This is a genomic window from Clostridium aciditolerans, from assembly GCF_016316925.1.
In the GTDB taxonomy this organism is placed as follows: domain Bacteria; phylum Bacillota; class Clostridia; order Clostridiales; family Clostridiaceae; genus Clostridium_AM; species Clostridium_AM aciditolerans.
Genome location: NZ_JAEEGB010000015.1, coordinates 44,360 through 65,705 on the forward strand (window position 1 = coordinate 44,360; position 21,346 = coordinate 65,705).

A 21,346-nucleotide genomic window follows, 5' to 3' on the forward strand; every position below is an offset into this window, starting at 1 on the left:
CACTCCTTGTCTACTTTTATATCGCAATATTTTTCTATTGAGTATTAACTTATACTGCTCCACTCTTTTCTATAAGATAATTCTCTACGGCTGTTTTATAATCTGAATTTATTACATCTGATAGTTGAAAAGGTTGATTAGTTTTAGGATTTAAACCACCATTCAATATTCTATTCCCTATAATTTGCACTACTGTTTGATTTACCATTAGAATATACCTCCCTCTACATTTTTATTTTCACTTAATAATAATTGATTTTCTAAATTTTGTATGCGTTGCTCTGGTGTTAAGACTGGTTCATATAATTCATCAAAGACAACTTGCTTTGAATTTACATCAATATGATATTTTTTTACTCTGCTAAATTTATCACTATCTTGTTCATAAGGTAAATCTATAAAATCTAATCCTCCTATAGCTTCTTTAGGTAAAACATCACCCTGCATTTCACCAAGATCTACTAATACTTTTCCATTTAATTTATCGTAAATTATTCTTCTTCCTATTTCTATAATTAAACTACATTTCCTATTATCCCCATGCATGCCAAGTTACAGAATTATTTGTAAAATAATATCTTGGATTTGTGATGGCATCTACATTTAATGTTATTGCACTAAACCAGTAAAATCCATCTGCGGTTAGTCTCATATCTGAATTTTCCATTTGCGTTATGTTAGTACTCTTTCCTCCATTTGGAAAAGTTAAAGGGTCTTTAACCCAAGAATTAAAAATAACATATGGATTTCCGCCGACAGAATCTTTTAATGTAACTGTAGCATATATTGTAATCACTCTCGGAGTAAAAGCCAAACCTGTTACTGCGAAAGAAAATCTACTGCCAGTATAACTGCCACTATACGTAAATGTTCCATCTCCATAAACTTGGCCTGTACCACTTGCATACCTTTTACCACCTAAACTTTCTACATCGCATGTACCTATCATAACTTGCGAACCGCTGCCACCATAACGGCCTATTGCTACTCCCTTTTTTATATTCTCAGGAATAAGATTATTTACTGACATTTGCATCTGAGAATTAGAATCAATATACCCTGTTGCACCATAAGCATTTCTACCAGTAATCAAACCTTGTGTATTTGGTGCTGATGGGTGAGGGATTACTTCAGTTATTTCCTCATATCCACATATCTGAAATTTAGCACCTGCTCTATTGGTCATTGTTCCTACCAACCCAGTGTCATCATCATTGCTGAATTTTTTTCCCGCTAGTACATTCCCAGCAATGGCATCACCCTCTGCACTAGCTTTTATAAAAAAACAGTTGCTTGTGGCATTGTACCAGGCAGTATAAGCTTTTCCTGCAATTAATGTAGGAGCTGTAGTTGTACCAGGCTTGTAAAACTGTTTTCCATTTATAGTTGTTGCTGCACTATTGTTATTAGCACTGGCTATAAATGTTATAGGATATCCTGTTACCAATGTCCCACTTATTGTTAGCGTTATTGCTGTAGCTGTTCCTCCTGCTGGCTGATACATATTATCAGCCAAATGCGACACAAGATCATCCTGTTTAGCTGGCCCTCCAGTCTTCCCTAGCTGTGAACTTTGCAGGGCTGTATCAGCCTTGATACCTTGTGCTGAAGTTGCAGCTCCTACATCACCTGCAGAAAGTGTTACTGCTCCTGTTTTTCCATTAACGCTTTGTACAGGAACTGTTGGTATGTCTGTTTTTAAAGCTCTTTTTTGTAATTCAGTATCAATAACATCAGCATTATAATTAAAATCTTCAATGTTTACTACATCTGTTCCTTCTGGTTTTTTTAATCCTAAATTTGCTGTTGTCTTCATATTTATCACCTCTATCCACAAACTTTTAAGTCATTCCATGTTTTTATTTTTGATTGACTCCAGGTAAGTTCTTTTAATTTATACCACCAAGTATAAGTATATTTAAAAGAGTATCCCAAATGTGCTGGCTTAATAGTTTCTATTATTTCTATTAATCCTGCCATATTCTTTGGAATACCCTTTATACCAATAAACTGTATTATAAAACTATAGTCTAAAAAGTTTTCTAATACCTCAACTTCCCCTCCTGAAAAAGCTTCAGCAACATTTTTGATCATATTTTTGGTTATGGTTCCAGCTCCTCTTAACTTTGCCTTTATAATCTCTCTTCTTTCTTCATAGGATTTATTTAAATCAGTCTGAATATCCAAAGTTTTTTCCCACATGCAGCTTAGTCCCCAAGTTGCAGTGTCAACATAAAATTGATCTAATAAATCCTTTTTAGAATAATTTAGTTTACCAACTTCTTTTGCTATAGTACCTTGAACACTTTTCATTAGTTCAGAATTTTCATAGTATGTTGGTAAGTACTTCATTAAATCAGGTGTAAAAGATTGTAGCTGCTGTAATATTGGGTTATCATCAGCATATTGTGTACTCCCATAGATAGCATCCCTATACATTTATTACACCCCCAAACTAACAGTGCCAAGCACAGGCATCTCTTCATCCTCAAGTGTTACATTTAAAATACCTCCATTAACAAGAAGGTTGCTGTAATCAATAACTCCATCAGTATTAAATATTAAGTTACCAATACTTGCATATGAAATATAGTTGCCTATAAAAGATATTTCTTTAAAATATTTTATTAGGTTATTTTCAATAGAAGCTTGAACTTGATTTAAGGTATATAATTTAGTATCTATCACTAGAGTAACTGATATATTTATTAATTTTTCTTTTGCTGAAACTACTGTAACATCAGATCCTATAGGTCTATTTTCTTCTATATGATTTTTAACAGCATTTACAAGATTACTATCTGCAGCTCTTTTATTAGAGTTAATTATAATTACCTTTACAGTTCCATTGCCATTCCAAAGAGGAAATACTTTAGCATCCCCAACACCAGTAACTTCTTTAGCCCAATTTCTATAATGATACTTATTACCTGAAGTTGCTGGGGTTTGCAGTCTCTCGAAATACCTTTTTCTTAGGCTTTCATCATCTTCAACATCATAACCATTTTTTATTGGATTAGGATTTGTAACAGATATAATCCCACTTATTTGTACTGGAACCTCAGTAATAATATTGGCAGGAACATTGTATTTACTTCCGACTTCACTAGCTTCTGCACTTACAATAGTTGATTCGTTTGTTACTATAATATCTTCTATAGTCTTGTATACTAGACCAGATTTAGTTTGAAATATTGAGCCTGATTTCAAATTTGTACCCATAACAGCCTTTACCAAAATTTGAGCTAAAGCTTTTTTACCAGGCTTTCTAGTAATTCCATAAGGTTTTGTTATTTTTTCAAGATCTTCTCCTATAGCTCTATATGGATCTGTTCTTCTTAAAATATCATCATTTGATGCATATGATTTTTCTAATTCTTTGCTCACTGGAGATAAAGAATCATAAATAAAAGAACCTTCTGATTTATCTACATCAGAAGGTATATTATCTATCATTCTTTTTAATATATCATCAGTCAAGTTATTTTCAGTATACAAATCATCACCTCCTATACAGAAGTTTAATCCTTTAGGAATACTCTTCTGTACTTAGCCTCTAAGCGTTCTTTTTTCTTTAAATTTGATTTTCCCTCGAAGATTTCTCTTATCTGCGAATATAAAGAATTCTTATTTTATTCTTTATAAATTTCTTTTACTCTGATCTTTTAGTATCCTCTGGAGCAATAGCAACTTCTGTAAGATTTCTAACACTTTTATGCTCTTCAACTATTTTATAAGCAGGGTTTTTCTTTTCTAAATGAGTTTCTTCTATAGTTATTATTTTCTTGTGTTTTATAACATGAAATAGTAATTAGTAGGTATATATAATGCAAAATTAATAGAACCTAGTTAAACTAATTCTTGCATCGTATAGTTTTTCCTAAACAACATAATATATTCCAGTTATTGTTTGGTATTGTTCTGCAGTAATCTTAGTTTTAGTAGCAAAAACTTTTAAAGAATTATTGTCGTAAAATCCTGCATTGTAATAATCTGAACATATTTTAAACCAATCCATACTACATCAAACCTCCATTCACTAATGCTAGTAAAATTTGTGCATTCTGATTTTGTAAATTTACTATTTTTTGATCTTCTGCACTCGGAGGGATACTTGCTATTACAGTATTTATTTCATCTAGTGTGGAATCTGTTCCCTCTACTCTTGTTTTCCAATTTAATATTGCTCCTTCCGGTCCATCTACTTGTACATAATTATAATCATCTTTAGATGTTAATACTTGAAATTTTAGCTTATCTACTTCTTGATCTTCATGTGTTATAGACAATTTATTGGTTTTAATATAAACCATTATTTATCATCTCTTAAATTAAATACTTGTACTACCCACTCCGCTATTTGGGAATCTCCAAAATAACTTAATGCTTCATCCATTTTTTTTCTTGCTATGCACTCTTTACATAAAGAATAGAATTGAGCAATTATATTGTTGTAACCTGCTGTATCAGATTGGTTACCCATGTGAGTAACATTAAATGCTTCTTGTATATATCTTCTTGTCATAGATACTAATTGATTAGAATCTTTATTATCCTTATCAAAACTGCCATCATCCAATTCAGCCTTTATTTTAGACCATGTTTCAAGTTCTCTAACTCTTTCTTTCCCTTGAATTTGCATATTTTTAAGTCCATAAATAAGTTCCTGCTTTTCTATTTCCTTTATATTTAATTCAGCTTCTAATTTTTTAACTTCATATAATTTTAGATTACCAGTTAACTTATCTTCTATTTCTTCAATTTCAGCTTCTTTTATATTTAATTCTTGTTGTTTTTTTCTATACTCAAAAGATAATTGAAGTAACTGTTCAAAGAATACTGTTTGTTCAAGTTTTGCTTGATGATATTTTGATGCCTTATCTGGACAATCCTTATCATTTAAAACTGAACATCTTATTTCTGTTTCTGTTCTCCATATTGTTTGTGTTGTCATACTGTGCTTAAGTTCTGGCAACATGCTTTCTACCTTACATACTAATTCAATAGGTAGTATATTTGCTTTCTTAACATCAGTGATATACAGATCTGTTAGGTCTTTTATATTTATTAAACTGTTCATATTAGCCTCCTATTTATCCAAAGAATTTTTCTGTGTTAGTCAATGTAGAGTTATTAACGTAACCTCCAAATGAAAGACCATTACTTTGAGTCCCACATCCTGCCAGACGATATCTAGCAGTATTTAAATTTCCAGTATTACTCCATGAAACACCATTAAATTTTTCTGTGATAGCTGAAGTTGAAGCAATAGTACCACCAAAAGATAAACCTGCATTTTGTGTACCACACCCTGCTAAACCATTTCTAGCAGTATTTAAACTCCCAGTATTACTCCATAAAGCACCATTAAATTTTTCTGTATTACTTAAAGTACTTCCAGTAATTGCGCCACCAAAAGATAATCCCGCATCTTGTGTACCACAACCTGCTAGTTCTGACCTTCCAGTACTTAAAATTCCAGTTGTACTCCATGAAGCACCATTAAACTTTTCTGTGATATTTGAACTACCATTATAATATCCTCCAAAAGATAAACCTGCATTTTGTGTACCACACCCTGCTAGCGAACGCCTTACAGTATTTAAGATCCCAGTTGTACTCCAAGTACTACCATTAAATTTTTCTGTAATATTTAGATAACTACCATTATACCCACCAAAAGATAAACCTGCATCTTGAGTACCACATCCTGCTAAAGTATCCCTAGCAGTATTTAAATTCCCTGCACTATTCCAAGTATTTCCATTGAATTTTTCTGTAACATTACTATAATTATTATTAGGATTCCCACCAAAAGATAAACCTGCATCTTGAGTACCACATCCTGCTGAAGTAGTTCTAGCAGTATTTAGTCCTGATGGGTTATTTACCCATGAACTAGGATTAGGATTAGTATGAAATAAATACTCCAAAGCATTAAAACCATTGCCTAGTTTATCTTTTATACAGCTTTGTGGAAGAACTACTTTATAATCTCTATTTGGATACATATTCTCATTTATTGTAATATAAATAGAATCTTCATCGGTTGCATTTGCAGTATTATTAGTATTAATAATAGCCCCACTAAACACATTAGTTACACCATCTTTTAATACTTGTATTGCTCCTAAATTATTAGGATATACTCTATTATAAAATTCTAATCTTATACTTGCCAAATCTACAGGGGCATTAGTAGTTGTATGGCTAGAACCTACTATTCGTGTCTGACCTATACTATCTAGTTCCATAGTTCCTATAACACCAAGCACATTTTTACCAGATGATATATTAGAAGGTTTTAGGTCAGCACTAGCAGTTAATATTTCTGGACTTCCTGTAATACCATTGTTTAGATAAGCACCATTAGGTATTTTGGCTAAAACACAAGTTCCATCAAACCAACCACCCAATGTATTCATTATTGCATCCATTTGTGACTGTGTAGGTTCATTACCAGCACCAAATGAGGATGTTAGGTCTATTAGTGTAATACAGTCCAAGGCTCCTTGCCATTGTGCGAAATTAGAATATACATGACCCGCTCTTATCTCATGCCTCGGTGAAGATAATGCAGTCCCAGTTGTCGATAGAAATTGCCATTGATTTAGCTTAGTTGAATCAAAACTTACACCACTTACGCTAGACTCAAGACAAGTTTTATCCCCACTAGCATAACTAGTTAGATACATCCACCCACATAAATAATATTTGTGAGATTCTATAAGTGTCGGGGTCTGATAATAGTAGCCATCACCTGAACCATTAGCATTAGTGAATGCACCAGTTGTACCTTGATAGTGATAGGATAAAGTTGTTGAAACCTGTGAAGATGCTCCTCCACCTGCAATCCATCCAAAAGCACTATTTTCAAAACTACCATTAGTTACAAGGTTTGTAAGCGCTTTTATTCCTGTAGCTTGTGTTTCAGCACTATGATTAGCCATAGTTCCTAGTATCCCAGTATCCACATCATTACTAAATGTATCTCCTGCTAGTACGTGAGATGCGATTGTATTTCCCTCCGCACTAGCTTTGATAAAAAAACAACCATTTCCATTATCTCCTGTAGTATTATACCAAACTGCATATGCCTTTCCTGCTATTAAGATTGGTGCTGTAGTTGTTCCCGGTTTATATAATTTTTTATTATTTATAGTTGTAGCACCACCATTGTTATTAGCAGAAGCTATAAAAGTAATAGGATATCCTGTTACCAATGTCCCACTTATTGTTAGTGTTATTGCAGTAGCAGTTCCTCCTGCTGTTTGGTACACAGTGTCTCCCAAATGCGAACTAAAATCAACTTTATCAACCTTAGTTGTCACCGCTGCATCTATCTTGTCCCAATTGTCATTTAACATAGCCTTTATATTAAAAGTATCATTTCCATCTACAGTTGGATCTTTTTTATATAAATTTAGATTAGGCGTATTACTAGCCATTTATTTCACCTCCAGCGAATTTATTTAATGGAATAGCTTCGAGCTGCCTTAATGTCTTAACTCCATCAATATCTTTTATAAGTAGATATGAAAATATATATTCAAGCCTTAAGTTTACTGGTTTTATATCTTCTAAGGCTTTCTTCAAATCATTTAAATTGCTTGGAATTCCTATAATACTGTTAAATTTAATATTTATCTTTCCATCAAAGGCAACATCAACTTCACCATTGGTATAAGCATCTGCTACCATCTTAATAAGTTTCCCATCTATTTTTCCTGTGCCTCTCCACTTGGATTTAATTACAGCTCTTCTTTCATCCAAAGACTTAGTTAAATCAGTTTTAATACTCATTTCATTTTCATATATAGATAAAGCCCAAGTTGCAGTATCAATACTTAACTGATTATTTAGGTCTTCAATTTTTTTCTCTAAAGTATCAAATTCCCTAACTTCAGCATCATATATATTTCCAAATATTTTAGATTCAGTAATAAATGATGGCATATAGTTTTTCATGTATTCATTACTCAATTGTTACCACCCCTTTTACTGCAACTTCATTATCATCTATTAGGATATTGGAAGTTCCTCCATTGATAGTTAAATTTGAATAATCTAAAAAGCCTTTTGTATCTAGTATTAACGCTCCTACTTTAGCATAGCTTATTGAGCTTTCAACGAAAGCAAAGTTCTTTAGAAAGTCAATTAGATTATTTTCAAAATTTATCTTTCTTTGCTCATCAGTATAATTTTTATCTTTTACAGCAGTAAAGCATACATTTATGGCTTTGCCTACTGCACTAGCTACAGTACAAAATGCACCTATTGCCGCAGCTCCATCCCCTAAACCTTTGCTGCCAGGGTCTATATAATTTTGTACTGCCTGAACTAACTCTGTACTTGCTGGCTGCTTATTAGAGTCTATTATTACAACTTTTACAGTGTTATCTCCATTCCAAAGAGAATATACCTTTGCATCTCCCACTCCTTCAATTTCCTTCGCCCAATTCTTATATTGTGCTTTATTGTTACTTGTAGCTGGTGTTCTGATTCTTTCATAATATCTTTTAATCAACTCTTCATCACTTTCAGCATCATAACCACCTTCGGTAGTGCTTGGATTATTTACACTAATAATTCCAGGAATGACTACCGGTATTACTGTTATTTGATTAGCAGGAACATTGGAGCTTATTCCTGGAACAACTGCTTCTATGCTTATAGTTCCCTTAGTAACAATTGTTTTTGTTTCTATAGATATAAATTGTATACCTCCAGCAGTTTGAAACAAATCACCTGCTTTTATAGTAGCATTACCTATAACGTTTAAAGTTGTGTGAGCTTTTGTAGCTTCCTTTCTTTTTATTCCTGTTTTTTCATATATTCTTTGCTCTAATTCATCTCCTGATAAAGCTTCTATACTAAGTTTTCTTGCTACATTATCTAATTTAATATGAGCTTTTTGAAACTCATTAGCTGCTGGTAGAAGTGAATCATAAATAAAAGAACCTTCTGATTTATCTATATCAGAAGGTATACCATCTCTCATTCTTTTCAATATATCATTTGTACTATTATTTTCACTATACATTAATTTTCACCTCCCCATAGCTTGTAATAGCTATAAAGCTAATATCTAATTTATCCTTTGAAAAATTCATGTCAAATTTTTCAATTCTTTCTATATAAGGATTTAACTTTAGACATTCCCATACTAACCTTTTACCTTCACTTTGCAGAAGTCCTCCAGAAAACCCTCCTTCTCCAATTAATGTTTCTAAGTCATGTCCATAATTCTCTGAATATACACTATATTTTAGTTTTACAGTATGAAGGGCCTTCCATATCCAAATTTTAATTGCATCCTTTCCTTCTACCACAACCAGCTTTCCATCTTTCATGATAAAGTCGTTATTTTCAAAATCCCAGGCGTATTCCTTTGGAATCCTTTCTATTTTCTCATCGTTTTTTTTTATTTCATTATTAATATTTACATCAACCTGTGGAAAAATGCTCATGCTTTCACCACCCTACATAAAATTATATATGTTTGTCTATCTTCCGTAGCCAAACAGGCCAATATATCTTCTTTTTTAAGACTATCAGTAAAATTCAAATCCGCATCAGAGATACCTATTGTTGTTATGCTGCCGGTTGTGGTACTTCCAGTTGCGGATGTAGATGGAATAGTTATTTTTCTTTTGTAGTTTTTTAGTAGGTAATCAGCTACTAAAAGATTGTCTTTAGTTAATTGCAGATCACCTATTTTTATTATAAGAGGATCTAAATTTAGGACCACTCCTAAATCTATACTTGGAGGGTTGTACGCTGATCCATGTTTTTTTATTATATTTATTAGTTTACCGTAGCAGTCTTCCATTTTACTCCTCCTTTGCATCCATAGTATTATAATAGGAAAGCTTTAAATCCATGGTATACTTTCCTGAAGCTAACTCCCATGTGTGCGTATCTCCATCAATGAACATAATAGTATCAGCTAAAATATCAATATAAGGTATTTTGACCTGCATAGCATACCCTGTTCTACATCTCCAATCACCTATCGCTGTTACAGAAAATTCTCGATCTATTCCATGTAACAACTTTCTAGCTTCCGTAACTGGATCTTTATTCTCTTCCTTTTGATATTCTTCTTGAAACACTCCGTAAAACTTTATCATATCTTCTAATTCAGTAACACCAATAGCATTACCATTTTCATCGTAAATTTTGACCTTATTCACCATATTAGAACTTGTATCTTTGTATACAGTTCCTGCCATATTTAAATCTGGACTCAATACAGCATTAACATCTACAGTACCTGTATAGCTATGCCACTCTGGATTAGTTATAACTTTGCCTTTTTCCATAACTGAAAACATATCATAATCTGCATAAGGCATATATTTAATATTATTAACCTTATTCACCTGAGTATATATTTCCATAATAGCTTCATAAGCTGTCTTATTTTGAATAAGTCTGTTTATTTTGATTCCCGTAGTAGGTATATAGTTATACATGACCCCTAAGTCTTTGCATATCTTTTCTACTGCATATTCACTTTCTATATTTTGAAAGTTATAGGTTACTTTAGATCTTAAAAAATACATTAGATAATCATAAGCTGTAAAGGTTATTTCTTGAGCTCCAGAGTTTATTTCTCTATCAACTACTACTCCACGATATATTTCTTTAAAATCTAAACATACATATATAATAGTACCAGGTCCTATCTGTGCATTAGGTTGGTTTTTGTCTCTTATTGAATAAGCCATATTTATATCTAATTTTCTAGCACACTGCTGTACATCTCCGCTAATTTGTACTGTTTTACAGAAATCAGTTATGTTTTCTAAGGTTTTTCTATCATATAAAGCCCATACACTAAGATACATTAAAATACATCCCTTCTAATTTGCGATATTCTCTAAGATCTAATGTAAAATATACATCTCTGTCTCCAAATTTTTCACCATAAGTGAATTTTTCTATGGTACATAACATATTTACATCTGTTTCTGTAATTACTAAACGTATTGGCTTACCACTTTGCTGCCACTTTTTTATTAGCTTTACACATTCATAAGGCTCTGGAAAATTTGAATACTGGCAGAAATTATATTTTTGATTAGGGAAAAAGCTGTTAAGTGATATATTAGAAAGCTTACTTTTACCAATAAAGCTTACTTCTCCTAGATTTTCTACATTAAAAACATCTACATTTATTTCATTAGGCAAATTGTACTCTGCTGGTGGTACGGGAAGTTGAAATTTATCTTCATTCTGCATTAGCCAAAATTCCATAATCTATTCCTCCTATACACAATTAAATCCTACTTTAGTTAACTTTTTAGCTAAAGCGTCTGCTATTCTGTCTATATCTGAATCTTCTCTAACTACTAAGGTATCCGCTAATTTTTCTACACTTACTGAACCACCTAGCATGTTTTGAGAAGTTCTGTTGTCTAATATCTGAGCTCCTCCTGGAAGCTTCATAAGTTCTGGGCCTTGTTCACCAATTAATGTCCACCCCCCGCGCCAATAGCTTGTTCCAAGTGCATTCTGTCCACTATCCTTAAGTAGTCCCCCTGGTCCTCCTCCTGGTAGATTTTTTCCATTACCTTTTCTATCAATCCATTTCTCTAACCAATTTACAGCCTCTCTAATTCCACCAGCTACTTTATTAAATAATTCTGCAATCCAATCTAGAAATGGACTTATTTTATCATATAAAGATTTTACTCCATCAGACACATTTCCAAATATGTCAACTGCTTTACCCATCACAATTACTGAAATATCAAATGCACTAGAAAATAAATCTCCTATCCCAGGCAGAATTTTTTGTACTTTCCCCCATAAATCCTGAATTATAGGTATTATGTTTTTTTCAATAATACCCCAAAATTTTTTTAATTGAGGTTCTATCTTATCTGCAATTTTGATAAATGTTTCCACTATTGAAGGTCCATACTTTTTAACTATACCGGATATAGAAACTATTGCTGGCATTACATATTTATTTCCTATATCTTTAAAAAATTTAAAAGATGACATAATATACTTATTCATTACATTGTGAATTTTCATAAAAACTGGCATTAAATCATTGAGGCTTTTTTGAATTGATTTAAATGCATCACTTTTCTTAAATTTATTTATTAAACCAGGTATTTTACTAAGAAGCATAACAAAAGCATCGAGATCTTTTTTAATTAATTTGAATACATCACTTTTCTTAAATCCATTTATTACACTAGGTATTTTACTAAGAAGCGCAACAAAAGCATTCAGATCTTTTTTAATTAATTTGAACGCATCACTGTTTTTAAACTTATCTAGTAGGGGCAATATTTTTGATAATTGCTGCTTAAATATATCAAAAACTCCTCCTTTTTCAATCTCTCCATTATCCTTTACTCCTACAAGGTTAGTCCCTAAGCCTGCAAAACTTTCCTTTATATTTTTTATTTGCGTACTTGCAGTATTATTAGTTCCCCCTGAGTTAGAGGCAAATTTATCCTCTCTTCTCATAGCCTCACCTATGGTAAAATCAAAAATCTTTTTGCTAGTATCGCCTAGAATTATACCTTTTAAGCTTGAGATATTCTTTTTTATGCCACTTATAACGCCCTTTGTCTGGTCTTTAGCTTTAATATCTACACCAGCTGATTTACCTTCTATAGATTTTAAGGCCTTATTAGTTTCTAATATACTTTTCAAAGCTTGATTGTTATTAATATTTATATTAATTTTAATATTGAATCTGCTTATTCTCTCTATCGTTTCTCGCACTTTACCAATTTGCTTCTCAAAATTTGAATTTCCTTTGAAAATCTTATCAGATTCTTTAGGAAAACTATTACTTTTTCCAGCCATCTCCTCACCGCCTTCCTTTTATTTATACACTGCAAAAGAATACCAATACTAGCATCCCGGAAACAGTTATAATACTATCACAGGGAAAATAGGTGTCTCAGAATTTTTCATTTCCTGTCTGCTTTTATTTTTTTCTTCTATCTCATTTTCATAAAAAGCTTGTACTATCAATCTTTCGCCTATAGGCATACTATAAAACACAGAGGGTCTTATACCTTTTTCTTTCCAATAATAATACATCATCTGTACAAGACCATCTGTGTTTATGAGTTTTTTATTTCTTTTACTGAATCCTTACCAAAGCCTGAAAGATCAGTTATAGTTGTATATATGCTTGATATTTCTCCGCTTAAAAATATCTTTTGAACTAAATCCTTTGGTGTAGGTACGCTAAAGTGATCCATAAGCTCTTTGCTCTTAAAATCAGGGTCTTTTGTTCCCTTTAGGATTGTTAGCACTTGTATATTGTTATCTAGTTCAATATTTCCTTCTACATTAATTGAAATACTTTCCTGTAGCTCATTAAACTCACTAGGAGTTAATGCTTGGCATGTAACCACAAAAGGCTCTCCATATAGCTCAGATAATCTAGTTATCTCTACATCCTTAGTTGGTCTCTTTAACTTACTTACATCATTTTTTAATAATAAATCTATTGTCTTATTCATAAAAATTTCCTCCCTATACAATCATGAAATTTCTTAGTTTTAATATATCTGGAAACTAACTTTCTAATTTGCATATTTTACTTATATATTTTTTATATAAGTAAAATTAGCTAGAAAGTTGGCTTATACAGAGGGATATGTTTCCAAAGCTGAAGGTACATTTTAAAAACTTTATGTCAGTCTTATATGAAACTCCTCTTCCTTACGTCTGAGGAGTACTCTCTGTGTAAGCGATCATCTCAAAATCATAGATTTTGGATGCCTGCTTAAGATTTTGACTCTCTGCTTAAAATTCGAGCATTAGACTGACTAAAAGTTTTTAACGTACTGAAGCTTGGAACATAGCCCGGCGTATAAGTCAACTTTCAGACTTCTCCCCTATACTTTCTATATCATATCTATATATTCAAAGTCTTCAAAAGTAAAAGGTAAACTCTCAACTAAAGCTTTATTTGCTGACCAGTCTGCTAAAGTTAAATCATCAAATTTAACACCTTTTAAGCACACTCTTTCAACTCCATCAGATGTAGGATCTGCTAATTTAGAAATTATGGTGCATACAACTTGCTTTCCTTGTCTTAAGTTATCGCCAATTAATTTAGCCATTCTACTGTTTACTTTATTTAAAGTAACCGTTCCTTTTCCTTCCCATCCTGAAACTTTAAATGCCTTACTTAATCTTCCACACATAGGTATGTCCACCTTCTGAAATGTAGCTTTAGCCTGTAGGCCAGTGCATTCTGAAATCAATTCAGAGTTAATCCACAATTCTCCCCAAGTTCCAATAATAGTTTTTTCTGCATTATACATAAAATATACCTCCTAAGTATAAAAATTTTTAACATTTTTTAATTATTAGCTCTCAAATTAGCTTTTACTATTTAATAACTCTATAGGGAAACTAACTAGAAAGTTAACTTATATAAAGGGATATGTTTTCAAAGCTGAAGGTAGATTTAAAAACTTTGTGTCAGTCTTAGCGAAGGGTTTTAAGACAACCTTAGAATCTTAGATACTGTTTGAGCATAGCGAGTTTATCTAAGTTTTTAGGTCGTCTAAAACACAAGCTTTAGACTGACTAAAAGTTTTTAACGGACTGAAGCTTTAAAAACATAGCCCGGGGTATAAGTTGACTTTCGGCCTAGTCCCCCTATAAACTACTTAATTTTATATAGAAACATTAAAACTCATGTCTTCGATTGCGTCTAAAATTTTAATATTTGCTGCTAAGAATACTTTATCTTTAGTATTCGCCTGCTTAATGTCTATTTCTTTCATTCTGTCAACATCAACGCCTATACTCTTCAAGTAAGCTTTTTGTCCTTCTAAATCAATAGTTACCTTATTTTTATCTCTATCTAGAAGACCTTCCATTTCTAATTCTTCAAAATAGCCTCCAATAGAAGTTGTTAGCAGGCACTTATTATCATAGGAATTGCTTACCTTTCCTATATAGTTATCATCAACAACTTTCTTTATATCATCATGAATCTGATCCATGATATCAATTATTTTTATCTTTTTAAAATCTTCCCCTTTATCGTTAGCTGTAGTTACAAGAGAATTTACCGCTCTGCCAACCTTAACCTTAGTTCCATCATTTATAAGTATAAATTTTCCGGAATCTACTGCAGCATCAGAATCATCCTTTGTTAAATGGTCACAATCCAATACTTCAAGTAGAGGTGCATAAGTAGCACTTATAGTCAATGGAGTGCCAGCTAGTAATCCCGCTATTCTGCTACAATATTCTTTAGTTGAATAAGTTTTATCTTGAGTTTTTATATTTTGAGTAGCAAAATTAATTATTCCTTCATGATCAGCAGCACAATTAGGTAAGACAGCCTTAACCTTTATATCTCTATTGTTTCTAAGGTCTTTAACCCAGCTTGCAAAAGCAGTAACATCTGCATCTAAAATATCTGGAACTGCAATATAATCCCACTTAACAGTTTCAAAATATTTCTGAGCCTCCTTATAATCAGCTGCGGTATTTATATACGCTATAACTTTTTTAGGAGCCTTTTGATAACCCATAAGCGCTAAATTAATTTGCTCTTTATTTATATCGCTTAGACTATTTGGAATGTCTTTTGAACTATATATAGTTACAGGATTAGTAACACCTGCACCTATTGTGTCCTTTAATATTAGAGCAACAACGCCACGTTCTCCACGCTCAATAGCAGTTGTGCCTGCTTCTTTAAATATGATATTAATACTTGGTAATTTCATTAAATTCCACTCTCCCTTATATAAATATTTTTCATAGTTTCAAAGTTATTTTCATTACTGAATTTATCTTCTCTAAATTCTTCTTTATCTAAAGTAAGTTGTAAGACTATATCTTTATCTTCTGTATAATTTACAGCCATATCGCTAATGCGTACCCAGTTATCTCCTACTCTAATTCCCATATTAGAAAATATTTTTTTTAACTTTTCTAAAGTAGCTAATTGATCTAATCTAATAGGTAACTGGTATTTGCTTAATGGAGCAAAATATACTATTTTTATTAAGATGTTATTGTTGTATTTTCTTCTATTTATGTCTACTTGCTTTGTCGATACATGATAAATAAAAAAAGAAGGTCTTTTAAATCCTTCTCCTATGTCTTGTAAATAAATATAATGTTCAAATTCTTTTGCTATATCTACTGCTATTGCCCTAATTAATTCTTCCATAATTATTCACCTATTTTTTAATATTTGAGTAAGTCAGGTTCCTTATCTCTAATAAATTTCATCTTCATTTACTATACTTCCTGATATAGTATTAAATCGCACTCAATATGATGATTAGCAGGTTTATAAATATTTTTTACAATATAATTATCTCCATCTATTAAAGCTATGTCACCTGCTTTTACATTTGCACTTATTATAGTGTATAGTCTTAAATTTTGTGTAATTTTAGTTTGAGGCATAGATTGTACAAATTTACTTATGGGACGCCCCATTCTGCATGGGTAAGGACCATAGGTTGTTTCTTGTTGTTCTACTATGTTATTTAATGCAGCTGTACTTTCTGTTCTAATAATAGTAAGACTCTGATTTAAAAGATCTGTAAACACCTTATACACTCCTTTTTAGTTGAGATAAATAAGGTGTAAGCATATCTTCATGCACATTATACTGGACATAGTAGTCGCCTATTCTCTCATACCTTATATCATTTTTCCCCTGCATAGTTTTGATAACTAGCTCTTCAACAATTCCTTCATATTCAAGCTTCAATTGGGTGTCTCCACAATAACTTTGAACTCTTTGGCTTATTCTGCTTATATAATATTTTATTAGCTCATCTTTAGAGTTATCTACTATGCCTAAGACTAGTTTTATATTTTCAAGCATACCTTACCACCTTCTAACCACTTATTTGCTTTAATGCACCTCTACGCCTTTTATAGCTCCTATGCTTCATTAGCTTTTCAATATCATGTAAATTTTCCTCCTTTGAATTATTTAGCTTTTTATCTTGTTTATCAACTAAAGCTTTTTTAACTTCCATGATCTCACCTCCTTTTAATATTTAGTGTACACTCCCATACATTGATTGATTTTATTTATTTTATACGTAGACTACATATAATTTATGTAGTCTATAATTTAATTGATTTATTATATCTCTAAATAAATCAACCCTACTATAGTTTTTTACACGAATCTGGCCATATCCCTTATAAACTTCCTTTTTTTCTTTAACTCATCTAACTTTGATTTAAAATCCTTCACAAAATCCCCGGGGGTATTAATGAGCGAAAAATATGATTATCTGTATATCAATCAGCTTTTAAATCTATGATCTTTTATTTTAAAGAGAAACCTTTGCTATTTAAAAATTTTTCAATACAATCTCTATGATTTAATGCTGCTTCATTAAATAAATAATAATCTGTCTTTTTCTTATCTTCTGCAGTAGGAGATGCACTGAATTTTCCATGCCATTCATCTTTATTAAAAGGTACAATTTTTTCTCCATATAATTCACCAATCAAATTATTCCAATCATCTGATTGATCTACTTTTCTAAGATTAATAACATTTTGAATCTTTTCTTTAACATTTGCTTCTAATTCAGCATATTTATTTACCTCAAATGGAGTATTATTTCTGATGCATTTTAAAGCATATACCATTTGAGTAAATCCTAACATGTATTCTTTAGGATTGTCCTTTTCTATTTCACTATTGCTTCCTTTGTTGTTACTTACCCATTGAGGAGAATATTTATAATGTAAGTATGGATAATCTGGTAAATGTCCCATACGTCCATGCCCTAAATAAACAATTCCCTCATAGGTAGCCATTGGAGGTAAGGCAAAATAGTCCCTTGTTTCTGGATTATCGTCAAGGATATGTGGAAGAGTTGAAGATTTAAGGACATTAAAATTAAGATCAAGCCATTCTCCGTTAAAAAACTCCTTTACACTATTACCAGCATCATTAATGTACCATGCTGGTGTTCCTATATGATACTTATGAGACCATGTATCTGCCAAAACATGCATTCTTAAACCTATCATATGCAAATTTGGTTCTGATTTATTATAGCTTGTATCATTTATTATAGCTTGGACTGTAGTACTATTTGTATTACATATCAATTTAAATTGTTTTAATTGCTCAGCATCTAATTTCCAGTCACTAAACCATCCATCATATGAAGTTACTCCTTGATAAGGTATTTCATTTTCAAGATTTCCAGGTAAAAAGTGAAAATTCATCCATGCACTTTGTATTTCATGTAGCTGACTATCACTCCAATCTTCTATTGGATTAAGATAATATTTAGTATATTCATCGTTAGCCATAACTGTTGGCTGTGGTGCTCTCCCTAGTAATTCCTTTAATTTTGAATCCACCATACTAATATTAGATTCATCTACATACTGTGCTGAGTGAGCTATCACAATAGCTTCCTCCTTTTCAAATCCTGCTATTCTTGCTGCAAGAAATGTTCCATAATAATGAAGATCAATATTCATAATTAAGTTCCTCCTTTAAATTTTAAATTCAATATAGTCGCTTGCGGAATTCCGCAAGCGTTGATTCGCCTAAATTTGCACAGTCTAACCCTAGTATTAAGTTAGACTTTGTTAATGGACATTTTGGTTACTTCTACAAGTTTGGTCTTTTAACAAATGGTTGGGGTATTCCTTTGAATATAAAATTCTTCGATGAAGATTTTTATAAATCCTTAGATAAAAAAGGTAAATGCTATCACACATGTGAAAATCCCTGTACAGATAAAAAAAGTGGTCGTATGACATATGTTTATCCTGATAAAGATTTTAGACTTTATCCTGGTGTTCAAAGGAATTCTTCAGAATGGGATGAAACATACCCTATTCGTGCATGTATTGAAAGATCTATAGCTTCTTTTAAGTGCAATCCATGCATTGAACAACCAAGAACAGTAAATACCACTACTATGCGTTCTGAATTATACTTAACTGCTATTTCTAAACTCATAAATGTAATACTGGCTTACGCCATAAATAAGCCTGAATATATTAGAAGCATAAATAAATTTCTTAAAATAGCAGTATAATTAACATATCCACAGTTGCATATCAAGTCGCTATGTTACGCATGCCTTTTTATCAAAAGGCTTTTTGTTGTGCTGTCCTTTTTCGGATTTTTAAGCAAAGTTCCAAAAGTTATCCACATTTTTTAATTGTCAATTCTGCAATCATCTAATCATTTAATTTTTTGTTGTTTGTTAAATCTTTTCTATTGGGTTTAGGATCTAAGTCTTTTTTTACTTTCATATCCTCACCTCCTTCCATAAAGCAACAAGCACTTGAAGTATCTCCAAGTGCTCGTTTCGAATTAATTTGATGATATAATATTAGCATGTGTTTACTGTACTTGTTACAGAAAAAATCCGACCAGTTCCGGGATTTATCCCGTGTACTTTTTGCTTACCCAAATTAGTTCTGATATCTTATTTACAGCCTTTCTTTTAATGCGGCCGCAGTAGTCTCCATCTCTGTTTGTTAATATGCCTATTTTATTCCATCCCATTTTTTCAAAATACCTTAACTTAATTATTTTTATTTCCTCTTCTTCTAATATAGTTAAGGCATTGTCTACTTTGCTAAGCAATATTTCCTTGCTTCTCTTTTCTTTCATTAAATCCCTTATTAACTTTTCTTTTTTTAATATTTCGTTCTCTACTGAGCTACTAAAGGCATTAGTTTTTCCTGTTCGTTCTTCATACCCTATAGCTTTAACACCATCATATTCTGATTTAATCTCTTCTATTTCTAATTCTAAATTATTTATTTCTGCCTTAATTATCTTATAATTTAAAAGCAATCCATCAGTTTTTTTATATAAGTCCTTTTCCTTGTGTTTGTCCATTTTATCAGCTCCTTTTTTATATGTTTTTCTCTTTTATAAATTTTTTCTAAGTAATTTACTATTATATTATTAATAATTTTTCATTATTCAATCTTTTTACGTTATTTACGTAATTGTAATTTAAAAAATGTCCACTATCATCGTTGATAACTTAAGTAATTTTTTCAAACTCATTTTCCACCTCCTATATATCTAAGATTAAAGTATCTTTTGAGTGCAAAGATTTTTATTGATATATATAATAAATTATTATAAATTAGCAGAATGTTTATAATTATTATACGTAAATATCGTAATAAATCATACATCTGTATTATGTTATTTGGTTAAAATAAAGTTGTATTGTTTTAAAAAACTCTAAATTTCTCATATTTACGTAAAAACCGTATTTTTTCATATTTACTTCCGTTTTTATTGATGTATAATATAATTAATACGTTATTATCGAACTAAAGATAGTAACAAATTCAGAAAGGTGATATGTATGTCTATTAATAGTATAGGAGATAGAATAAAAGCTCTTAGAAAAGAACACAGTTTAACTCTAAAGGATTTATCTGAAAAAGCAAATATATCAATTTCTTTTCTAAGTGATATTGAGAATGGAAGAAGTAATCCTTCCTTGGAAAGATTAAATGATATCGCTAAAGCACTTGACACTACAACATCTTATCTTCTAGGCGAGAATCAATTAGTTAACGAAAAAAACGAGACACAATTAAATAAAAAAGACGAAAAAGACATAGAAAAAAGACTTAATCAAATAAAAACTGAACTTATGGAAGGGCAAGATGGACTTATGCTTTCAGGGGAACCAGTATCACCTGATGCTGTTCAAAGCATTGTAGACGCACTTGAGTTTGGTATGCGTCAAGCAAAATTAATTAATAAAAAGTATATACCTAAAAAATATAGAAAAGATTAAGCTCAACTGATAGGTTAATGTTTGTATTGCGTGGGGGAGTTAAATTGAGAAACCATATAAAGGAAAAAGTAGATCAATTAACAAAAAAATTTAAAACTGATAATCCCTTTGAATTAGCTGAATTACTAAAAATTCAAGTAATTCATTGGCCTTTGCATGAAGAAGTTAACGGATTATATCAATATGAAAAGAGAGTTAAGTTTATCTATATTAATTCTACTCTCCCGTATTTAATGCAAAGAGTTGTATGTGCACATGAGCTTGGTCATGCAATTCTTCACCCTAAATTAAATTGTACTTTTTTAAAAAACCATACCTTTTATAATATAAATAGATATGAAAATGAGGCTAACAGATTTGCATCCGAGTTATTAATATCAGATAACCTCAAGGAGGATTATCCAAGCTATTTTAACTTAGAACAAATATCCCTAAGTGAAGGTTTACCTATAGAGTTATTAAAGCTCAAATTCGAAAAATGATTTGAGTATTTTTTAGACTTTTATCAGAAAATTTTAACATAAATGTATTATATTTAAATAAAACCC

Annotated in this window: 29 protein-coding genes; 3 read left to right on the forward strand and 26 right to left on the reverse strand. The window is 31.3% G+C overall.

Annotation, left to right across the window (positions count from 1 at the left end; translation table 11 throughout):
* Positions 1-49: 49 nt before the first annotated feature.
* The 25 genes from I6U51_RS13565 to I6U51_RS13685 form a co-directional block, all read right to left on the reverse strand.
* Complete coding sequence (locus I6U51_RS13565) at positions 50-208, reverse strand: hypothetical protein (protein ID WP_211143158.1); 159 nt, start codon at positions 206-208, stop codon at positions 50-52.
* Positions 208-546 carry a hypothetical protein gene (locus I6U51_RS13570; protein ID WP_211143159.1) on the reverse strand — a complete coding sequence of 113 codons (339 nt, stop codon included), beginning with the start codon at positions 544-546 and terminating at the stop codon, positions 208-210. The genes I6U51_RS13565 and I6U51_RS13570 overlap by 1 nt, the downstream gene beginning before the upstream one ends.
* Positions 533-1,816 (reverse strand): hypothetical protein, encoded by a 1,284-nt coding sequence (locus I6U51_RS24800; RefSeq protein WP_246517333.1) that lies wholly within the window; start codon positions 1,814-1,816, stop codon positions 533-535. The genes I6U51_RS13570 and I6U51_RS24800 overlap by 14 nt, the downstream gene beginning before the upstream one ends.
* Before the next feature lie 11 nt (positions 1,817-1,827).
* Positions 1,828-2,439, reverse strand: coding sequence for a YmfQ family protein (locus tag I6U51_RS13580; RefSeq protein ID WP_211143160.1), 612 nt, complete (start codon positions 2,437-2,439; stop codon positions 1,828-1,830).
* A 3-nt stretch (positions 2,440-2,442) separates the two neighbouring features.
* Positions 2,443-3,498, reverse strand: a complete 1,056-nt coding sequence (locus I6U51_RS13585) for a baseplate J/gp47 family protein (protein WP_211143161.1) — start codon at positions 3,496-3,498, stop codon at positions 2,443-2,445.
* A gap of 382 nt (positions 3,499-3,880) precedes the next feature.
* On the reverse strand, positions 3,881-4,018 hold the full coding sequence (locus I6U51_RS13590) for an XkdX family protein (protein WP_211143162.1): 138 nt from the start codon (positions 4,016-4,018) through the stop codon (positions 3,881-3,883).
* Between the two features lies 1 nt (position 4,019).
* The gene (locus tag I6U51_RS13595; protein ID WP_211143163.1) at positions 4,020-4,289 is read right to left on the reverse strand and encodes a hypothetical protein; all 270 of its coding nucleotides are present in this window, start codon (positions 4,287-4,289) and stop codon (positions 4,020-4,022) included.
* Between the two features lie 23 nt (positions 4,290-4,312).
* A complete protein-coding gene (locus I6U51_RS13600) occupies positions 4,313-5,080 on the reverse strand; it encodes a hypothetical protein (RefSeq protein ID WP_211143164.1) in 768 nt (255 codons plus the stop codon).
* A gap of 13 nt (positions 5,081-5,093) precedes the next feature.
* Complete coding sequence (locus tag I6U51_RS24805) at positions 5,094-7,448, reverse strand: Kelch repeat-containing protein (RefSeq protein ID WP_246517334.1); 2,355 nt, start codon at positions 7,446-7,448, stop codon at positions 5,094-5,096.
* Entirely contained in the window at positions 7,441-7,983 is a 543-nt protein-coding gene (locus I6U51_RS13610) for a putative phage tail protein (protein ID WP_211143165.1), read from the reverse strand. Before I6U51_RS13610 ends, I6U51_RS24805 begins: the two co-directional genes overlap by 8 nt.
* A complete protein-coding gene (locus tag I6U51_RS13615; RefSeq protein ID WP_211143166.1) occupies positions 7,976-9,043 on the reverse strand; it encodes a baseplate J/gp47 family protein in 1,068 nt (355 codons plus the stop codon). The genes I6U51_RS13610 and I6U51_RS13615 overlap by 8 nt, the downstream gene beginning before the upstream one ends.
* A complete protein-coding gene (locus I6U51_RS13620) occupies positions 9,036-9,470 on the reverse strand; it encodes a DUF2634 domain-containing protein (RefSeq protein ID WP_211143167.1) in 435 nt (144 codons plus the stop codon). The genes I6U51_RS13615 and I6U51_RS13620 overlap by 8 nt, the downstream gene beginning before the upstream one ends.
* Entirely contained in the window at positions 9,467-9,832 is a 366-nt protein-coding gene (locus tag I6U51_RS13625) for a DUF2577 domain-containing protein (RefSeq protein ID WP_211143168.1), read from the reverse strand. The genes I6U51_RS13620 and I6U51_RS13625 overlap by 4 nt, the downstream gene beginning before the upstream one ends.
* A 1-nt stretch (position 9,833) precedes the next feature.
* Positions 9,834-10,853 (reverse strand): XkdQ/YqbQ family protein, encoded by a 1,020-nt coding sequence (locus I6U51_RS13630; RefSeq protein ID WP_211143169.1) that lies wholly within the window; start codon positions 10,851-10,853, stop codon positions 9,834-9,836.
* Complete coding sequence (locus I6U51_RS13635) at positions 10,843-11,262, reverse strand: phage baseplate protein (protein ID WP_211143170.1); 420 nt, start codon at positions 11,260-11,262, stop codon at positions 10,843-10,845. The genes I6U51_RS13630 and I6U51_RS13635 overlap by 11 nt, the downstream gene beginning before the upstream one ends.
* 12 nt (positions 11,263-11,274) lie before the next feature.
* Positions 11,275-12,837 carry a hypothetical protein gene (locus I6U51_RS13640; RefSeq protein WP_211143171.1) on the reverse strand — a complete coding sequence of 521 codons (1,563 nt, stop codon included), beginning with the start codon at positions 12,835-12,837 and terminating at the stop codon, positions 11,275-11,277.
* A gap of 66 nt (positions 12,838-12,903) precedes the next feature.
* Complete coding sequence (locus I6U51_RS13645; RefSeq protein ID WP_211143338.1) at positions 12,904-13,080, reverse strand: hypothetical protein; 177 nt, start codon at positions 13,078-13,080, stop codon at positions 12,904-12,906.
* Positions 13,081-13,100: 20 nt separating this feature from the next.
* Positions 13,101-13,505: a phage tail assembly chaperone gene (locus I6U51_RS13650; RefSeq protein ID WP_211143172.1), complete on the reverse strand. Its 405-nt coding sequence runs from the start codon at positions 13,503-13,505 to the stop codon at positions 13,101-13,103.
* Positions 13,506-13,892: 387 nt separating this feature from the next.
* Positions 13,893-14,315 carry a phage tail tube protein gene (locus tag I6U51_RS13655; protein ID WP_211143173.1) on the reverse strand — a complete coding sequence of 141 codons (423 nt, stop codon included), beginning with the start codon at positions 14,313-14,315 and terminating at the stop codon, positions 13,893-13,895.
* 357 nt (positions 14,316-14,672) lie between these two features.
* Positions 14,673-15,740 carry a phage tail sheath subtilisin-like domain-containing protein gene (locus I6U51_RS13660; protein ID WP_211143174.1) on the reverse strand — a complete coding sequence of 356 codons (1,068 nt, stop codon included), beginning with the start codon at positions 15,738-15,740 and terminating at the stop codon, positions 14,673-14,675.
* Positions 15,740-16,189, reverse strand: a complete 450-nt coding sequence (locus tag I6U51_RS13665) for a phage tail terminator family protein (protein WP_211143175.1) — start codon at positions 16,187-16,189, stop codon at positions 15,740-15,742. Before I6U51_RS13665 ends, I6U51_RS13660 begins: the two co-directional genes overlap by 1 nt.
* A gap of 71 nt (positions 16,190-16,260) precedes the next feature.
* A complete protein-coding gene (locus I6U51_RS13670; RefSeq protein ID WP_211143176.1) occupies positions 16,261-16,578 on the reverse strand; it encodes a hypothetical protein in 318 nt (105 codons plus the stop codon).
* 1 nt (position 16,579) lies between these two features.
* Positions 16,580-16,858 (reverse strand): phage head-tail connector protein, encoded by a 279-nt coding sequence (locus I6U51_RS13675; RefSeq protein WP_211143177.1) that lies wholly within the window; start codon positions 16,856-16,858, stop codon positions 16,580-16,582.
* 13 nt (positions 16,859-16,871) lie between these two features.
* The gene (locus I6U51_RS13680; RefSeq protein WP_211143178.1) at positions 16,872-17,015 is read right to left on the reverse strand and encodes a hypothetical protein; all 144 of its coding nucleotides are present in this window, start codon (positions 17,013-17,015) and stop codon (positions 16,872-16,874) included.
* Positions 17,016-17,313: 298 nt separating this feature from the next.
* A complete protein-coding gene (locus I6U51_RS13685; protein ID WP_211143179.1) occupies positions 17,314-18,492 on the reverse strand; it encodes a DUF6765 family protein in 1,179 nt (392 codons plus the stop codon).
* Positions 18,493-18,533: 41 nt separating this feature from the next.
* On the opposite strand from I6U51_RS13685, the gene I6U51_RS13690 reads away from it, so the two are divergent.
* Positions 18,534-19,058 carry a hypothetical protein gene (locus I6U51_RS13690; RefSeq protein WP_211143180.1) on the forward strand — a complete coding sequence of 175 codons (525 nt, stop codon included), beginning with the start codon at positions 18,534-18,536 and terminating at the stop codon, positions 19,056-19,058.
* 353 nt (positions 19,059-19,411) lie between these two features.
* Here I6U51_RS13690 and I6U51_RS13695 read toward each other — a convergent pair whose 3' ends face one another.
* Positions 19,412-19,873 (reverse strand): siderophore-interacting protein, encoded by a 462-nt coding sequence (locus tag I6U51_RS13695; protein WP_211143181.1) that lies wholly within the window; start codon positions 19,871-19,873, stop codon positions 19,412-19,414.
* Between the two features lie 484 nt (positions 19,874-20,357).
* On the opposite strand from I6U51_RS13695, the gene I6U51_RS13700 reads away from it, so the two are divergent.
* Together I6U51_RS13700 and I6U51_RS13705 are read left to right on the forward strand one after the other, a co-directional pair.
* Positions 20,358-20,798, forward strand: a complete 441-nt coding sequence (locus tag I6U51_RS13700) for a helix-turn-helix domain-containing protein (protein WP_211143182.1) — start codon at positions 20,358-20,360, stop codon at positions 20,796-20,798.
* Positions 20,799-20,842: 44 nt separating this feature from the next.
* Entirely contained in the window at positions 20,843-21,280 is a 438-nt protein-coding gene (locus tag I6U51_RS13705) for an ImmA/IrrE family metallo-endopeptidase (protein ID WP_211143183.1), read from the forward strand.
* Positions 21,281-21,346 lie beyond the last annotated feature (66 nt).

Coding starts and splice junctions, on each gene's coding strand:
- I6U51_RS13630 (WP_211143169.1), bottom strand. CDS start 10,853: ATGTATCTTAGTGTATGGGCTTTATATGATAGAAAAACCTTAGAAAAC.
- I6U51_RS13590 (WP_211143162.1), bottom strand. CDS start 4,018: ATGGATTGGTTTAAAATATGTTCAGATTATTACAATGCAGGATTTTAC.
- I6U51_RS13635 (WP_211143170.1), bottom strand. CDS start 11,262: ATGGAATTTTGGCTAATGCAGAATGAAGATAAATTTCAACTTCCCGTA.
- I6U51_RS13660 (WP_211143174.1), bottom strand. CDS start 15,740: ATGAAATTACCAAGTATTAATATCATATTTAAAGAAGCAGGCACAACT.
- I6U51_RS13680 (WP_211143178.1), bottom strand. CDS start 17,015: ATGGAAGTTAAAAAAGCTTTAGTTGATAAACAAGATAAAAAGCTAAAT.
- I6U51_RS13675 (WP_211143177.1), bottom strand. CDS start 16,858: ATGCTTGAAAATATAAAACTAGTCTTAGGCATAGTAGATAACTCTAAA.
- I6U51_RS13700 (WP_211143182.1), top strand. CDS start 20,358: ATGTCTATTAATAGTATAGGAGATAGAATAAAAGCTCTTAGAAAAGAA.
- I6U51_RS13650 (WP_211143172.1), bottom strand. CDS start 13,505: ATGAATAAGACAATAGATTTATTATTAAAAAATGATGTAAGTAAGTTA.
- I6U51_RS13570 (WP_211143159.1), bottom strand. CDS start 546: ATGCATGGGGATAATAGGAAATGTAGTTTAATTATAGAAATAGGAAGA.
- I6U51_RS13645 (WP_211143338.1), bottom strand. CDS start 13,080: ATGATGTATTATTATTGGAAAGAAAAAGGTATAAGACCCTCTGTGTTT.
- I6U51_RS24800 (WP_246517333.1), bottom strand. CDS start 1,816: ATGAAGACAACAGCAAATTTAGGATTAAAAAAACCAGAAGGAACAGAT.
- I6U51_RS13655 (WP_211143173.1), bottom strand. CDS start 14,315: ATGTATAATGCAGAAAAAACTATTATTGGAACTTGGGGAGAATTGTGG.
- I6U51_RS13565 (WP_211143158.1), bottom strand. CDS start 208: ATGGTAAATCAAACAGTAGTGCAAATTATAGGGAATAGAATATTGAAT.
- I6U51_RS13695 (WP_211143181.1), bottom strand. CDS start 19,873: ATGGACAAACACAAGGAAAAGGACTTATATAAAAAAACTGATGGATTG.
- I6U51_RS13600 (WP_211143164.1), bottom strand. CDS start 5,080: ATGAACAGTTTAATAAATATAAAAGACCTAACAGATCTGTATATCACT.
- I6U51_RS13615 (WP_211143166.1), bottom strand. CDS start 9,043: ATGTATAGTGAAAATAATAGTACAAATGATATATTGAAAAGAATGAGA.
- I6U51_RS13620 (WP_211143167.1), bottom strand. CDS start 9,470: ATGAGCATTTTTCCACAGGTTGATGTAAATATTAATAATGAAATAAAA.
- I6U51_RS13580 (WP_211143160.1), bottom strand. CDS start 2,439: ATGTATAGGGATGCTATCTATGGGAGTACACAATATGCTGATGATAAC.
- I6U51_RS13665 (WP_211143175.1), bottom strand. CDS start 16,189: ATGGAAGAATTAATTAGGGCAATAGCAGTAGATATAGCAAAAGAATTT.
- I6U51_RS13640 (WP_211143171.1), bottom strand. CDS start 12,837: ATGGCTGGAAAAAGTAATAGTTTTCCTAAAGAATCTGATAAGATTTTC.
- I6U51_RS13685 (WP_211143179.1), bottom strand. CDS start 18,492: ATGAATATTGATCTTCATTATTATGGAACATTTCTTGCAGCAAGAATA.
- I6U51_RS24805 (WP_246517334.1), bottom strand. CDS start 7,448: ATGGCTAGTAATACGCCTAATCTAAATTTATATAAAAAAGATCCAACT.
- I6U51_RS13625 (WP_211143168.1), bottom strand. CDS start 9,832: ATGGAAGACTGCTACGGTAAACTAATAAATATAATAAAAAAACATGGA.